The sequence below is a fragment of the Noviherbaspirillum agri genome (assembly GCF_054780595.1).
The window spans coordinates 120875-135458 of the sequence record NZ_BAAGWA010000006.1; the positions used below are offsets into that span (position 1 = coordinate 120875).

General features: G+C 60.6%; 11 protein-coding genes. 4 read left to right on the plus strand and 7 right to left on the minus strand.

The features are described 5' to 3' along the window. Positions 1 to 13: 13 nt before the first annotated feature. The 3 genes from ACYVIA_RS12670 (at position 14) to ACYVIA_RS12680 (ending at position 3703) form a co-directional block, all read left to right on the plus strand. Positions 14 to 1252: a phospholipase D-like domain-containing protein gene (locus ACYVIA_RS12670; protein ID WP_460841568.1), complete on the plus strand. Its 1239-nt coding sequence runs from the start codon at positions 14 to 16 to the stop codon at positions 1250 to 1252. A 144-nt stretch (positions 1253 to 1396) separates the two neighbouring features. Further along, positions 1397 to 2623 carry a zinc-dependent alcohol dehydrogenase gene (locus ACYVIA_RS12675; protein WP_460841288.1) on the plus strand — a complete coding sequence of 409 codons (1227 nt, stop codon included), beginning with the start codon at positions 1397 to 1399 and terminating at the stop codon, positions 2621 to 2623. Positions 2624 to 2632: 9 nt separating this feature from the next. Continuing rightward, a complete protein-coding gene (locus tag ACYVIA_RS12680; RefSeq protein WP_460841289.1) occupies positions 2633 to 3703 on the plus strand; it encodes a flavodoxin family protein in 1071 nt (356 codons plus the stop codon). Positions 3704 to 3757: 54 nt separating this feature from the next. On the opposite strand, the gene ACYVIA_RS12685 is transcribed toward ACYVIA_RS12680, so the two are convergent. After that, positions 3758 to 5728 carry a peptidase U32 family protein gene (locus tag ACYVIA_RS12685; RefSeq protein WP_460841291.1) on the minus strand — a complete coding sequence of 657 codons (1971 nt, stop codon included), beginning with the start codon at positions 5726 to 5728 and terminating at the stop codon, positions 3758 to 3760. Between the two features lie 357 nt (positions 5729 to 6085). Here ACYVIA_RS12685 and ACYVIA_RS12690 point away from each other — a divergent pair, with 357 nt between their 5' ends. Continuing rightward, on the plus strand, positions 6086 to 8356 hold the full coding sequence (locus ACYVIA_RS12690; protein WP_460841293.1) for a sensor histidine kinase: 2271 nt from the start codon (positions 6086 to 6088) through the stop codon (positions 8354 to 8356). Positions 8357 to 8370: 14 nt separating this feature from the next. Here ACYVIA_RS12690 and ACYVIA_RS12695 read toward each other — a convergent pair whose 3' ends face one another. The 6 genes from ACYVIA_RS12695 to ACYVIA_RS12720 form a co-directional block, all read right to left on the minus strand. Further along, positions 8371 to 10032, minus strand: coding sequence for a hypothetical protein (locus tag ACYVIA_RS12695; protein WP_460841295.1), 1662 nt, complete (start codon positions 10030 to 10032; stop codon positions 8371 to 8373). 2 nt (positions 10033 to 10034) lie between these two features. After that, the gene (locus tag ACYVIA_RS12700) at positions 10035 to 11447 is read right to left on the minus strand and encodes a glycosyltransferase family 2 protein (protein WP_460841297.1); all 1413 of its coding nucleotides are present in this window, start codon (positions 11445 to 11447) and stop codon (positions 10035 to 10037) included. After that, the gene (locus ACYVIA_RS12705; protein WP_460841298.1) at positions 11444 to 12496 is read right to left on the minus strand and encodes a HEAT repeat domain-containing protein; all 1053 of its coding nucleotides are present in this window, start codon (positions 12494 to 12496) and stop codon (positions 11444 to 11446) included. Before ACYVIA_RS12705 ends, ACYVIA_RS12700 begins: the two co-directional genes overlap by 4 nt. Continuing rightward, on the minus strand, positions 12474 to 13217 hold the full coding sequence (locus ACYVIA_RS12710) for a YaiO family outer membrane beta-barrel protein (protein ID WP_460841301.1): 744 nt from the start codon (positions 13215 to 13217) through the stop codon (positions 12474 to 12476). The genes ACYVIA_RS12705 and ACYVIA_RS12710 overlap by 23 nt, the downstream gene beginning before the upstream one ends. Further along, positions 13214 to 13609, minus strand: a complete 396-nt coding sequence (locus tag ACYVIA_RS12715) for a response regulator transcription factor (protein ID WP_460841303.1) — start codon at positions 13607 to 13609, stop codon at positions 13214 to 13216. Before ACYVIA_RS12715 ends, ACYVIA_RS12710 begins: the two co-directional genes overlap by 4 nt. A 115-nt stretch (positions 13610 to 13724) precedes the next feature. Continuing rightward, positions 13725 to 14312 (minus strand): YiiX/YebB-like N1pC/P60 family cysteine hydrolase, encoded by a 588-nt coding sequence (locus tag ACYVIA_RS12720; RefSeq protein ID WP_460841304.1) that lies wholly within the window; start codon positions 14310 to 14312, stop codon positions 13725 to 13727. Positions 14313 to 14584 lie beyond the last annotated feature (272 nt).

Consider the following 14584-nt stretch of genomic DNA (forward strand, 5'->3'; position numbering starts at 1 on the left):
CCCTTATTTGACGATGCTGCTGGCCGGCATCGTCGTGGTATTGGCGATCAGCATCTGGTCGATACGCCGGCATCGCAATCCGCAGCTGACTCTCGAGTGCGACGCGTCCATCGACCAGCTCATTCCCTCGCTCGCCGGCCTGACGCATGGCATCGCCCTCGGCGGCAATTCGGTCGAGATCATCGAAAACGATGCCTTCTTCGATGCCATCGAAAAAGACATCGGCTCGGCGAGGCATTCCGTGCATTTCGAGACCTTCCTGTGGCAAGAAGGAAAGCTCGGCCAGCGCATTGCGGATTCTCTGTCGGCGCAGGCGCGTGCAGGACGGCAGGTCAGGGTACTGCTCGACGCCATCGGCACGCGAAGAATGGGGCGAGCCGTCTCGCGGCAAATGGAAGAGGCCGGATGCAAGGTCGTATTCTTTCACCGCAGAAAATTCCGCAACATCGGCGTACTGAACGACCGCGATCATCGCAAGCTCCTTATCATCGACGGGCGAGTGGCGTATGTCGGCGGCCATTGCATCAAGGATGACTGGCTGGGCAATCCCGACAACGACCACTACGGCGATATCAGCGTCCGGCTGCGTGGCCCGATCGTCGGCAACATCCAGTCCGTTTTCGCCGAAAACTGGATTGCTGAAACCGGGGCATTGTTCGTGGGCGATGCCTGTTTTCCGCCGCTGGAACCGGCGGGCAATGTCGTGATCCACGCCGCCTTCGTCAAACCGGAAGGCTCGGCGCCCGCCGTCAAGATTCTGCATCACGCGGCCATTGGCCTTGCCCGCAAGCGGATCTGGATTCAAAACCCGTACTTCATTCCCGAGCCGGAAACGATCGACGCATTCGGCAATGCCGTATCACACGGTGTCGATGTGCGGGTGATGCTGCCGTCGACAAGGGCCACCGACAACCGGCTGGTGCAGCATGCCAGCCATCGCAATTTCGAGAAGCTCTTGAAATGCGGCGTGCGGCTGTTCGAATATCCGAACACGCTGCTGCACCAGAAGGTGATGACGATCGACGGCATCTGGAGCGCGGTTGGTTCCAGCAACTTCGACGACCGGTCGTTTGAAACAAACGACGAAATCGCGCTCGGCATTCTTGACGCGGCAACGGCGCAGCGCCTTGATGCAATCTTCGAGAACTATGCACGCCAGTGCACCGAAATCACGCTGGAGCAATGGCACAAGCGTGGCGCCATGCACAGGCTGCTGGACAATGCCTGCTACCTGCTCAATGAAGTGCTGTGAGCATTGGTCTGGATGCAGCTTGTACGTGCCAAACACGGCCTAGGGGAACCTTTGTCCGGCTGCTCACTCCTCTCTTCATTCCCCACAAGGCGGTATGCCTGATGCACCGTGGCATGTGCCGAGCAAGAGATTCCTGGAGGTCATATGAAAGCAGTTGTCTATCATGGCGTCGGCGACATTCGCCTGGATGATGTGCCCGAACCGCGCATCGAGCAGCCTACCGATGCGGTCGTCCGCCTCACCGCGAGCGCCATCTGCGGCACCGACCTGCATTTTGTGCGCGGGACCTTTGCCGGCATGAAGGAAGGCACCGTCCTCGGCCATGAAGGCGTGGGCATCGTCGAACAGGTGGGTGACTCCGTGCGCAATATTGCCGTGGGCGACCGCGTCGTCATCCCATCCACCATCGCCTGCGGCTACTGCTCGTATTGCCGCGAGGGATATTACGCGCAGTGCGACAATGCCAATCCGAATGGCATCTCCGCCGGCACCGCGTTCTACGGCGGACCACCGGAAAGCGGCGGCTTCAACGGCTTGCAGGCCGAGAAGGCACGCGTGCCGTTTGCCAACGTCAACCTCGTCAAGCTGCCCGACGAAGTGAGTGACGACCAGGCCATCCTGTTGTCCGATATTTTCCCCACCGGCTATTTCGGCGCCGACCTTGCCGACATCAAACCGGGGCATACCGTCGCCGTGTTCGGCTGCGGCCCGGTAGGGCAGTTTGCCATCGCGTCGGCCAAGCTGATGGACGCAGGGCGCATCCTCGCCGTCGACAATCGCGCCGACCGGCTGGAAATGGCGCGCCGGCAAGGTGCGGAAATCATCAATTTCGACGAGGAAGACCCGGTGCAGATGATTAAGGATCTCACCGGTGGCATCGGCGTGGACCGCGCGATCGATGCGGTCGGCGTAGATGCGGAATGTCCGCACCATGGCCCGGCTGCGGAAGCCGCGAAACAGAATGCGCAGGCATTCCAGCAGGAGGTGCAACAGATCGCACCGGAGCAGCATCCGTCGGGCGATAACTGGCATCCCGGGCAGGCACCATCGCAGGCACAGCAGTGGGCGATACAGGCGCTGGCAAAGGCCGGCACACTGTCGATCATCGGCGTCTATCCGCCGAGTGATACGTTCTTCCCGATCGGCATGGCGATGAACAAGAACCTCACCATCCGGATGGGCAACTGCAACCACCGCAAGTACATTCCGCACCTCATCGAACTGATCCGCACCGGCAGTTTCGACCCGACCAGTATCGTCACGCAGCACGAGCCGCTCACATCTGCCATCGATGCTTACAAGGCGTTCGACACAAGGCAGCCGGGCTGGATGAAGGTCGAGCTGATGCCGCAAGGCGCTGGCAGGGCCTGAGCCACAGGCATGACCACGCCGCGCAAAGGGCAGTACGGCGGGATGCTGTCCCGCGACGAGTTCCGTGTCCGCTTTTACGGATCGTTCGGCCATCCGGAATTCGACGCAGTTCAGGAGGCTGTCGCCAAGGTGGAGGAGGTCGCGTGGGACATCTACACCAACACCAAGAAGACGGCGCGTACCATCAAGGCCGGCAGCGAATTTGCCGATCCGGACTACGACCTGTCGCTGGAATGGAAGCAAACCCGCGACAGACTAATCGCGGCGGAAAAGAGGCAGAAAGATCCGCGTGCTCCCTCGCGGCTCCTGCTGATCTGCGGCGCGGACCGCAACGACGGCACGTGCCCGGGCGAGATGTCCAAGAGCTTTCGCCTGATGCAGATCGCACGCGAGGTGCTGGAAGCGGCGTCAGTGGAAGTCGATCTCCTCGACCTGAGCCGGCTGGTGTCCGATTACGACTGGCACATCCATCCCTGCAAGGGCTGCGTCTCCACCGCCATGCCGCTCTGCCACTGGCCCTGCAGCTGCTATCCGAATCATGCGCTGCGCCAGACGAACGACTGGATGGGCGAAATCTACGAGAAATGGGTGGCCGCACACGGCATCATCATTTTCACGCCGGTGTACTGGTATCAGTCGCCGAGTGCGCTCAAGCTCATGATCGACCGTCTTGTCTGCGCGGACGGCGGCAATCCCGACCCGACGACAACCTCCGGCAAGAATCCGGAAAAGGCCAAGGCACTCGAAGAATCAGGCTGGTCCTATCCCAAGCACCTCGCCGGGCGCACCTACGGACTGGTGGTCCACGGCGACGTGGCCGGCATCGAAGGCACGCGGCGCGCGCTGTCGGACTGGCTCGACTGGATGGGACTGATCGACGCCGGCACGCAAGCGCGGCTGGACAGGTATATCGGCTATTACGAGTCTTACGCAAAAAGTCATGAAACACTGGACCGCGACACGGCGGTGCAGGAGGAAGTACGCAATGTGGCCCGGGCGGTGCTGATGGCGGTGGAGGAAGTACGGGCAGGGCGGCTCGCCATGCCGGATCGGAATCTGAAGCAGCCGCGCCCCAAGTAGTGCGTCTGCCCAACTTGCCAATGACGCGACCGCGTCGGAAGGATTATTCCGGTTTCAGTTGCCGGGCCGCTTGCGATGGAATACCAGCGGGTTGTACGGCACGGCTGACGGCGGCAGCGACTTCAGGATACCGGGCTTCATCGCGCCGACGACATGCATCTCGCACGGCTTGCAGTCGAAGCGCAGCGTGTAGCGTTCGTCGCCGCTGACCAGCGTCATCGGCTCCGCGCGCACCTGTCCCTGCACTCCCTGCACGCCCTTCGCCTGCTTCGGGCAGAGGTTGAACGAGAAGCGCAGGCAGTGTTTGGTGATCATCAGCGACACTTCGCCCGCTTCCTCATGCGACTCGTACGCGGCATCGATCAGTTGCACGCCGTGCTTGTGATAGAAGGCGCGCGCCTTCTCGTTGTAGACGTTGGCAAGATAGGAGAGCTGCGTTTCCGGATAGGCCGGAGGCGGCTCGGCGGGCGCCTTGCGTTCCGGCCGCTCCCATGCGGCAAGACGTGCAGCCTCGTGTGCAGCAATCGCATCGCGGCGCAGTGCATTGATGGACGCCGATGGCACAAACCACGGCTGTGACAATGCAAGCGTGATCTGCCCGATCTCGAACATCGTATTGCCGAGCTTGCCGACACTTGTACGTAACGACGCTTCCGCCTGCGCCGCCTGCTGTGCCGGCTGCAGTTCGATGGCTGCATCGGTGACGCTGGTGATGCCGTCCTCGTCGCAGAGCGCGAGCCGCAGGCCGTCTCCATGTTCGGACAGCGTCATGTCGAGCGTGACCTTGCGCTCCGCCGACTTCTTGTTGAGTGCCGCTTCCCATTGATGGTCGCGATTGCGATGGATGACGGTGCCCACCTTCAGGCCGGGCAGAGTGTTCAGCGTCTCGTTCGGGAAGACGCGCCAGCGCTGGCCTTCCGCATCCTCTCCAATCTTCTCGGCACGGTTGGCCTGAATGCCGACCGTCTCGCGCTTGTGCATGTAGTTCAGCCCGTCGCCATTGGCCATCGGCGCATTCGTCACCATGTCGAAATGGTCGCCGCCGATGCAGCTGACCGTGCCCAGCTCCACGCCCACGTACTTGGGCGAATCGAAAGCGCCGATGTCCTCCTGCCGGCCTTGCGCAAAGTAATCCGTATGGCCGCGATGGAAGTTCTTGTCCACATCCGGTGCAAACAACAGCCGCGTATTCCCGCTGGAAGCGCGGACGAATTCCGGCCGGCGTTCGAGGAGTTCGTCGAGCAGTTTGCGGTAGTGGCCGGTGATGTTCTTCACATAGCCCATGTCCTTGTAGCGTCCCTCGATCTTGAACGAGCGGATGCCGGCATCGACCAGCGCTTCCAGATTGCGGCTCTGGTCATTGTCCTTCATCGACAGCAGGTGCTTTTCATACGCTACCACGCGGCCCTGGCCGTCGGTCAGCGTGTAGGGCAGGCGACAAGCCTGCGAGCAGTCGCCGCGATTGGCGCTGCGGCCGGTATCCGCATGCGAGATGTAGCACTGGCCGGAAAACGCCACACACAGCGCGCCGTGGATGAAGTATTCCAGCGGCGTATCGACTTGCGCATGGATCTGCCGGATCTGCTCCAGGCTCAGCTCGCGTGCGAGCACCAGCTGCGAAAAACCCACCGCACCGAGAAAGCGCGCCTTGTCCACCGTGCGGATATCGCACTGCGTACTCGCATGCAGCTGGATCGGCGGCAGATCCATTTCCAGCAGACCCATGTCCTGAATGATCAGCGCATCGACCCCGGCGTAGTACAACTGCCAGATCTGCTTGCGCGCAGCGTCCAACTCCGCATCGTGCAGGATCGTATTAAGCGTCACGAAGATCCGCGCACGGTAGCGATGCGCAAATTCCACCAACGCGGCAATGTCCTCGATTGCGTTGCTGGCATTGTGCCGCGCGCCGAAGGCCGGCCCGCCGATGTAGACAGCATCAGCGCCGTGCAGGATGGCCTCGCGACCGATCTCGGCAGTCTTGGCGGGGGACAACAGTTCGAGCTGGTGGGGGAGGAGCGACATGGGAGGGGCCTGTTCAAGCGAAGGCGGTGATTATAGAACCAAAGCGGGGCGCCTTCAGGATGCGGATGCCTCATCTGCAAGCACTGGGAACGCGCATGTTTTCATTTTGATCATCGCCCGCCGAACATCAAGAAGAAAAGATCAATGGCGCGCGGTACGGTGCTTGTTTAAAAGGCAATTTTGCGCCGCAATCTGAAGGTAAGAATGTCGTATCTGCTTTTTGTGACCATGATGTGCACCAAGCCAACATTGACTTACGCTACGACAAGCTTCATCCCGAGATCATGAGAAGTGCTACCGTGAAAAGAAGTGCGACAATGCATGACTCCTGTTCCTGATAGACACGCCGAAACGCCAATGAAATTCAAGAAAGCGCTCTCCAAACAAGGCATCGGTTCTTATCTTGCTGCAGCTTTTTCCGGTTTGACCATTCTCCTGACCCTGATCCTGTCCGAGGTGATCGGTCTGACTGCAAGCGAGCAGGTCAAGACGAACATCGGTAATGGTCTTGCAGAGCTCGCCTTGCAGACGTCGGACAAGCTCGACCGTGGCATGTTTGAGCGCTATCGCGAGGTGCAGTTGATGGCAAAGCGCCATGACCTGACGTCGCCTTCCATCCAGGCAGAAGAAAAGCGCGCGATTCTCGATGCACGTCAGGAGACGTATCACTATTACGCATGGATCGGCCTTGTCACGCCGGAAGGCAAGGTCACGGCAGCAACGCAAAAAATGCTTGAAGGAGCGGATGTCTCTCAGCGCCCCTGGTTTCGCAATGCATTGAGCGGCGTGTATGTCGGCGACGTGCACGAGGCCGTGCTTCTTGCAAAACTGCTGCCGCAAATCGACGGCGAACCGAAACGTTTTGTCGATATCGCCTTTCCCTACCTTGATGCGCAAGGCCGCATTGAAGGCGTGCTAGGTGTGCATCTGTCATGGCAGTGGGCACGCGAGGTCGAGCAGTCGGTCATGACCCCGGTCCGGGCACGCCGTCAGGTGGAAGCGATGATCGTCGGCACCGATGGGACGGTACTGCTCGGTCCGCCAGATGTACAGGGGAAAAAGGTCGGCCAGGTCAGCTTCAAGGCCGCCAGCGCCAACAGCAGCGGTTATCTGGTGGAGGAATGGCAGGACGGGACGTCCTACCTCGTCGGCTACAGCCGGACCACCGGTTACGGCACGTATAAAGGACTTGGCTGGACCATCTTCGTCCGCCAGAGCGTGGAGGACGCGTACCTGCCGGTGCGCCGTATTCAGCAGCGCGTGCTGTGGAGTGGTATCGGACTGGCGGTCCTGTTTTCGCTGTTCGGGTTCCTTGCGGCCCGCCGCATCGTTAAGCCGCTTGCCGAAGTGGCGGATTTGGCGCAACGCATCCAACACGGCGAAGCGCTCGAGATTACTGCCGCAAAAAGCGGCTATGCCGAGGTGCAGGCGCTCACCGGATCACTCGATGCGCTGGTTTCCAGGCTCTTGCAGAGAAAGGCGGAACTGACGGAGCTGAATCAGTCGCTGGAACAACGCGTCGAGGAACGCACCCGCGAACTGCAACGGGCGTTGGCTGCGGTACGCGCCAATGAGAAACGCATCCAGGCAATCATTGAAAGCGCACAGGATGCCTATCTCGCGGTCGATCTGAAGGGAAGGATTACGGACTGGAACTCGGCTGCGCAGCGCATGTTCGGCTGGACCAGCAGTGAGGCCGTGGGCCGCCCGATGACGGAACTGATCGTACCGGAACGATTCCGCAAGGGCGTCATCAGTGCGATGCACCACTTTAACGAAACCGGGCACGTCGACTTTATCAATCGCCGGCTTGAGCGCATTGTCATCAATCGCGACGGCAAGGAGATTCCGGTCGAAGTCTCGATTGCGCTTGCAGGAACACACGAAGCCTATTTCTTCAGCACCTTCCTGCACGACATTTCGGAGCGCAAGGAAATCGAACGCATGAAGAACGAGTTTGTCTCGACCGTCTCGCATGAATTGCGCACGCCGATGACATCGATCCGTGCCTCGCTTGCCATGCTGGCCGATGGCAGCGCAGGAGAGCTCCCTCCCGATACGCGCGTCCTCATCGACATCGCGTACGGCAGCTGCGAACGGCTCGTACGCCTGGTAAACGACGTGCTCGACATCGAGAAAATCGAGTCGGGCAGCATGATGTTCGACATGCAGCCGCAGCTCTTGCTGCCGATAGTGCAGCAGGCCATGGATGCAGTCGATGGCAGTGCAGTGCAGCACCGTGTGGTGCTCGACCTGCATGCCGAGCAAGATCGCATCCAGGTGATGGCGGATCAGGACCGCATGATCCAGGTCGTGGTCAATCTGTTGTCGAATGCGATCAAGTTTTCACCACCCGACTCCACGGTGACAGTCCGCATCGGTAGTGATGGCGAGCGGGCGACGGTATCAGTTGTAGACCAAGGGCCTGGCATCCCGGAAGAATTCAGCGCCCGCATCTTCCAGAAGTTCGCGCAGGCCGATTCCACCAACACCCGGCAAAAGGGCGGATCCGGACTGGGCCTCAGCATCTGCAAGAGCATTGTGGCGGAACACGGCGGAACCATCGGCTTTACGTCGGAAGCGGGCAAGGGGGCGACGTTCACCGTCACGCTGCCGCTGGCCGCGTAAACCTGAGCAGCCACCTACTGCAATCCATGCAAAGCCATGCCGTTGAACGACGGCCAGGCAGAAAAATACGACTCCAGCGCCGGCAGCACTTCCAGCATCCGGCCGGGATCCTTGTGAAAGCTGGTGGCCGAACCATCGAGCATGGTGCTCGACGCGAGACGGAATGTCGGTCCATGCAGATTCGGTCGCGCATCCTTGAGCAACAGCAGCACGTGCATCCGGTCCAGCGTCACGAGCCACGCCTGCCCGGCGGTGTCTTTCACATAACGCCGCTGCTGTTCCGTGTCGACCGGACCTGCTTCAACGGCGATGCGAACCTTCTTTCCATGATTCACACCCCAATCGAGGAACGGGACCGCGAAGTCACGGATTTGCGCGGGATCGGTCCGGTAGTCCATGACGTTCAATCCGGATGCTGCGCCGGCTAGTCCCTTCAGAAGCACTGGCTTGTTGTTCCACCAGAATGGGACGACGAACTCCAGCGGCATTTCGCCCGCCGCCCTGTTGAGCGCACGCGCCAGCGTCAGGTAGTGGCGGTCCAGCTCACCGGACGCGGTACCGTATCCGGGCAGGAGATAGTGCTCGATATCGAACTGCATGCCGCGCAGGCGTGCGACGGGATCAACCGCCTTGTTGTATGACGCGTACGCGCGGGCGCGTGCGACTGTCGCTGCGTGTTCGCCGGGCAGTACCATGCGCGGGTCTCCGTCCACCGACCAGACAGCGATGCCGAGTGCACTCGCGTGTCGGACAAAGGCGGCCAGCGCGTCGGGATTGGCGATCATGCCGTTTGCTACGGGTACGGAAATGAACAGGGTTCGCAGGCCATACTGTTGTGCCTGCTTGAGCAGGCGATCTGCCTCTGCCATCCAGTCCTGCGCATCCCAGACCCAACCGGAACGTGTGCCAGGGGAAGGGCCATGCGCTACCAGCCTGACATCGTTCAACACTAGTGCGGCTTGGTGGCGCGGGCAGGCAATGGAAAAATGGCGCCAGTCGGTGCGATCAAAACCGGTTGGCGGCAATGCCAGATCGACTGCCGAAGCAGCATTGCCTTCAACGTGGCCCAACGTGGTGGCCGATTCTTTTGTCGCTCCGGCCGCATCTGCCATTGCCACTTCAAATCTTCCATTGCCGGTGGCGGAAAGCTGCAGCCTTGCACGGGCCTGCGTCATGTACCAGGGGGCGCTCAGGATGACGCCAGCAGGCCTGGTCCCTGCTGCGCATCGGAGATCAAGCTGCCCATTGCGAAGGGTGGCCTGTACACGTTCTTCAACGCCGAAAGTGCGCACAGCCATTCCAGTGAGCAGATTTTCCTGCAGCGGCATGGGTCGCCGACCGGGCTCTTCGTGTTCTGCGGTGAAAGTTGCAGTGCTGATACTGAACGAATTGTCGCGCGCGATCCCTTCCACGATCAGCCTGTCGCCGATGCGCTTCGCCTCCGGTGTGCCGAGCGGGTGGAGGGCAACGATGCTCTCGGCAGGAACCGGCAAAGACATGCTGCGACAACCGGGCGCCGCCACCTCGTCAACCCGGATTCGTGACTGCACGCCATCGGCACCGGTGATAACGGCTTCCGGCCCGCCGGAAGGCGGCACCGAGGCGGGGCAGATTTGTAGGAAGCTTGCCTGCGCGCTTGTCATGATGAATAACAGTCCGATCGGCAGGATGCGCATTGCTACACCTTGCGTTGCCAGCTTCCCTTGCGCGTCATCGCTCCCCAGCTCGCTTCGCCCTGGGTCGCCCAGCGGTACAGCCCGACCAGGCGCCACCAGCTGTTGATCTGGCGGTAGCCGAAATTCTCGACGATCACGACAAGAGCCAGCAGCGCAAGCTGGCGTGGTCTCGGATAAATGTGAAAGGACATTTCCTCCAGCAGCAGGCCGGAGGCCGACAGCAGGATGCCGAGGCCGATTGCGACAAAGAGAAAGACCGCAAATGCCTGCCAGGAAATCCATCCAAAAGCGAAGGCAACCCCCATGAAGATATAACCACCGAGTTCTATCAGCGGCCCCAGCCATTCGAACAACAGCATGAACGGGAAGGCCAGCCATCCCGGCGCACCGCCGTTGCGGCTGAGCATCAGTCCCCAGTTTGCACTGAGGCTTTCCGACAGGCCGCGTTGCCAGCGGATGCGCTGGTTGCGCAAGGTCGCACGGTCCTCCGGCGCTTCGGTCCAGCATACCGGGTCCGGCACAAACTCGATGCGGTAACGTTGCTTCTTCTGGCGCAGCAGGCGGTGCATCCGCACAACGAGTTCCATGTCCTCGCCGATGGTCTTGGGACGATAGCCGCCTGCCATGATGGCCGTATCTTTCCTGAACAAGCCGAATGCGCCGGAGATGATCAACATCCCGTTGATGGTGGACCAGCCGAGGCGCCCGAACAGGAAGGCGCGCAGATATTCCACGACCTGGAACAGCGCCCACGGGTTGGAGGGCAAGCCGACCCTGGTCAGGAAGCCGCCGCTGACTTCGCATCCGTTCGCGACCCTCACCGTGCCGCCGGTTGCAACGACGCTGGCATCGGTCAGGAATGGCTTGACCACTTTCTGCAGGCTGTCGCGCTGCAGGATCGAGTCGGCGTCCACGCCGCAGAAAAGTGGATAGCGCGAGGCATTGATGCCGGCATTGAGCGAGTCCGCCTTGCCGCCATTCTCCTTGTCAATGACGCGCAGGTTCGGATAGCGGGTCGAGCGGAAGATTCCCCTGAGGGGCTTGGTCTCCAGCTGGATGCGATACGCCTCCGGGAAGGGCGCGAGCGCAAATTCCCGCTTCAAAACGTCCAGCGTGCCGTCCTTTGACCCATCGTTGATCACGATGATTTCCAGTTCGGAATAACTTAATTGCAGCATCGAGCGCACCGATGCGGCAATCGTCGCCTCTTCATTGTAGGCGGGAACCAGCAGGCTGATTGGCGGCTCGAGTCCGGAATACACCTGTGGCAGGTCGTCGAGGATGCGCTCCTGGCCTCGCCGGTGCAGCGTAACGATTGACAGCATGTTGAGCAGCAGGTAGCCGCCGTTCAACAGGATGAAGTAACAGAGGATGAACCAGGTGGCGATTTCGATAATCAATTGGGGCCAGTTCATCTCAACTCCTGTTCTGCAGCGACCTGCCTGAGCATGTCGGCGGCGTATCGGTCCGTTACCGTGGCACAAAGGCTATCAACCTCGCTGCGACCAATGAAAGGCAGGCTGAGCAAGGCCTGTGCGGCGCGGTAGCGCACCCACCATTGCGGGTCGCCGAGGAGTGTTTGCAGTCGTGCGATGTCGGAGTGATCACCGATGCGCCCGAGTGCCTTGGCCGCTTGCACACGTACCCGCCAGTCCGCATGGCCAAGGTGGGTGCGGACCGCGTCAAGCAGGTCCGGCATGGCGGACAGTCGCAAGGCCGCCGTCACGATATCGACCGAGGCACCGTGCAGCAGGTCCAACAACAGTGCGGAGGGAAGATGGATGCGCAACGCTTCTGCCAGATGCAGTGCGCGCGGCAAGCGTTCCGGTTCCAGCGCCGGTATCAGGCTGCCCAGTACCGCTTCGCATTCTTCGCGCACCTCCTGCAGAATGTTTGCCAGTTTGGAGAGGGGCCAATCGTCGCGCTGCAGAAGCAACGGCATCAATTCGTGGCATGCCTTGCGTGCGTCGATCTGTACGAGTGCCCACAAGGCATGCACGGAAGTGGTGTTGTCCTGCAGGCGCGCTTCTTCGATCAACTGCGGCCAGGCCTTGAGGTCGCGCAAATGCCCGATCGTCAGTATGGCCAGCAGCTTTTCCGCGCGGTTCCCCTTGTGCAGGAGGCGGTGTGCGTCGCCGTCGCAGCCAAGGCGGTAGCCGACGTCATTCAGTCCTGCGCTCGCCTCGCCACGCACGGACTGGTGCAGGTGCACCCAAAACCTGAGAAACGGAATTTGATCTTTCTTGTGAAGCGCGGGCAGCTGTTCGGGAGGCGTGTCGGTGATCGCTGCGTTGAGGATCGGCCGCCATTTTGCAATCACGTTCCGCTCCTGCCGCTGGTCGCGGCGCAGGGCGACACGCAGATAGACGATCTGGGCACCGATCAACAGCGTGAGCGAAAGTGCGCCTATCCCGGTCCAGAACGCGACGAGCAAATAGGGATCAGAAAGCGTACTGAAGACCAAGGCTCAATCCGTTGCGCGTGTAAAAATCTCCCTGACGCGTATGGGCGACGCTGTAGTTCAGCGCCCAGTGGCGGGTCAGCCAGTGGCGGCCGACGATGGCTGCCGAACGCAGGCTGGTAAGACTGATGTTGCCGGCGATGTTTGCGGCTTCCTTGCCGCCAGCCACGATGAAGCCGATGGAGTTTTTTTCCTGGTAATAGTAGTTGGCGCGCAGTTCACCGCTGTGCGCCGTCGTACTGAATGCACGTGCCGGCCGCCAGCCCGCTGCCACGCTGAACGAAGAGAAGTAATGCTCGAGCATGAGCAGCCCCTGGCTCACCCGTGCTGCGTCGTAGTCGGTTGTCCTGACTCCTCCGTGCGCCAGCCATGCGGGGGCAAATTCGTACTGCAGCGTCGCGCCAAGCGCATTCCGGGCCAGCACCCGGTGCGTATCGCTGAGGCTGGCTTCCGCTGTCGCTACCAGGACGCTGCTGAGGGGCATGGCAAACATGCCGCTAATCTGGTTGTCTTGCACGCCGAACCGCTCCATCTGCGTAAGCGCGATGCCCGCATTTCGGCGCGGTCCATACTGATGTTGCAACTGCACCGTCGTTTCGCGCCAGTCGGGCGTGTTATTGCTCAGGTGGTCGTGCGCGGCATGGATGCCGATGCTTGTCTGTGCACCGGCACCGGGGACGACAACGGTAGCGGCGGCCAGTACAAAGAAGGCAGCGCGTTTCATGCATTCACCTTGAGAAAACGGCGCACGCGGGCCAGTAGCTCATTCGGCTGAAAGGGTTTGACGATGTAGTCGTTCGCGCCGGCATCCAGAGCACGCACGATGTCGCGCTCCATCGTCTTTGCGGTAAGCATCACAATCGGAACCGATTGCCACGCCGGCTGTGCACGAATCAGCTGGACAACCTCGAAACCGTCGATGTAGGGCAGCATGACATCAAGAAGGATCAGTCCGGGAACATCGCTGCCTTCCTCGATGAGCTTTCGTGCTGCAAGTCCATCCGTTGCCAGGCGCGTACGGTAACCTTGCCTTTCAAGCATAAACTTCAGAACATGAGAGATATGGTCGTCGTCTTCGACGACAAGGATGTGGGGAGATGCTTGATCGGCAATCATGGCGAGAGCTTCATTGCTGGAATGGAGCTATCTTACAGAAGATACGATTCTTCGTGAAAAGCCCTCTGTGGCAGAGACCGCTGCCCACCGGCCCGGTCTCCATCATTCAGACCCGCTACTGGAATCGCCCCAGGAACGACACCTTCGGATCCCTCCAGATCGCCCCGGGGCTGACAAACCCTCGCGAGTCGAAGTTGAACTCGCGCCCGGCCTGCGCGAAGCATTCATACACCAGCTCCGAGCAGATGTACTCGCGGTCGCGCTCCTTCTTGCCGACGCCTAGCGTGACGCGGGCAAGAATCTTGGAAACCTCGTCCACGTCGTAGGGACGGGTAAGTTCGTCAACGCCGAATTGCATCACTCTGGTCGCGGTGGAAGCCTGCATGTCACTGACGCGTGCCGCAACGAGCCGGCCGCGATACGGCTTGCCGTCCGCGTAGTCGCTGGTGTACTTGGATAGCGGTGCGAAGCGGACGCCGGAGTCCTCGACGCTTTCCAGCAGCAGCACGCGGTCGATGTCCTTGAGACGGACGATGACACCGACGTGGCTCCACGGGCTGGAGGTGACTTTCTGGATCGCTTGCGAGAGCAGGTAGTCGCCCGAGGCGAACAGCAGGTCGCCTGTGCGGAGCTTGGCGCGCAGTTCCGTGTACTTGGTAACCGGCATTGCCTTGATGTCGGCGATGTCGAGATGATTTGCCATATTGGCCTCCCTTTTTTGGTTATTGGTTTTTTGGTGCGCTATAGGCGGGGCTTGGCGATGATGCTGTTTTCATCACGGTCTTGTCCGTGCCTCCGTCTGTTTATTCTTGGTTCGTTAGGTGCTTGACACACTCCACCCCCATCCCGGCCTTCCCCCTTAAAAGGAGAAGGGGCAGGTTCGCGGTCTCGGTAAAAGCGAGGGTGATGGGGCACCAGCGGCTGAATGACGACTTTATGAGTCCTCAACAGAAGCCCGGCGCTGACGCCAATGTC

Excerpts from the sequence above, each read along its gene's own strand:
- ACYVIA_RS12720 (WP_460841304.1), bottom strand. The coding sequence starts at position 14,312 with ATGGCAAATCATCTCGACATCGCCGACATCAAGGCAATGCCGGTTACC.
- ACYVIA_RS12685 (WP_460841291.1), bottom strand. The coding sequence starts at position 5,728 with ATGTCGCTCCTCCCCCACCAGCTCGAACTGTTGTCCCCCGCCAAGACT.
- ACYVIA_RS12700 (WP_460841297.1), bottom strand. The coding sequence starts at position 11,447 with ATGAACTGGCCCCAATTGATTATCGAAATCGCCACCTGGTTCATCCTC.
- ACYVIA_RS12670 (WP_460841568.1), top strand. The coding sequence starts at position 14 with ATGCTGCTGGCCGGCATCGTCGTGGTATTGGCGATCAGCATCTGGTCG.
- ACYVIA_RS12680 (WP_460841289.1), top strand. The coding sequence starts at position 2,633 with ATGACCACGCCGCGCAAAGGGCAGTACGGCGGGATGCTGTCCCGCGAC.
- ACYVIA_RS12675 (WP_460841288.1), top strand. The coding sequence starts at position 1,397 with ATGAAAGCAGTTGTCTATCATGGCGTCGGCGACATTCGCCTGGATGAT.
- ACYVIA_RS12715 (WP_460841303.1), bottom strand. The coding sequence starts at position 13,609 with ATGATTGCCGATCAAGCATCTCCCCACATCCTTGTCGTCGAAGACGAC.
- ACYVIA_RS12710 (WP_460841301.1), bottom strand. The coding sequence starts at position 13,217 with ATGAAACGCGCTGCCTTCTTTGTACTGGCCGCCGCTACCGTTGTCGTC.
- ACYVIA_RS12695 (WP_460841295.1), bottom strand. The coding sequence starts at position 10,032 with ATGCGCATCCTGCCGATCGGACTGTTATTCATCATGACAAGCGCGCAG.
- ACYVIA_RS12690 (WP_460841293.1), top strand. The coding sequence starts at position 6,086 with ATGAAATTCAAGAAAGCGCTCTCCAAACAAGGCATCGGTTCTTATCTT.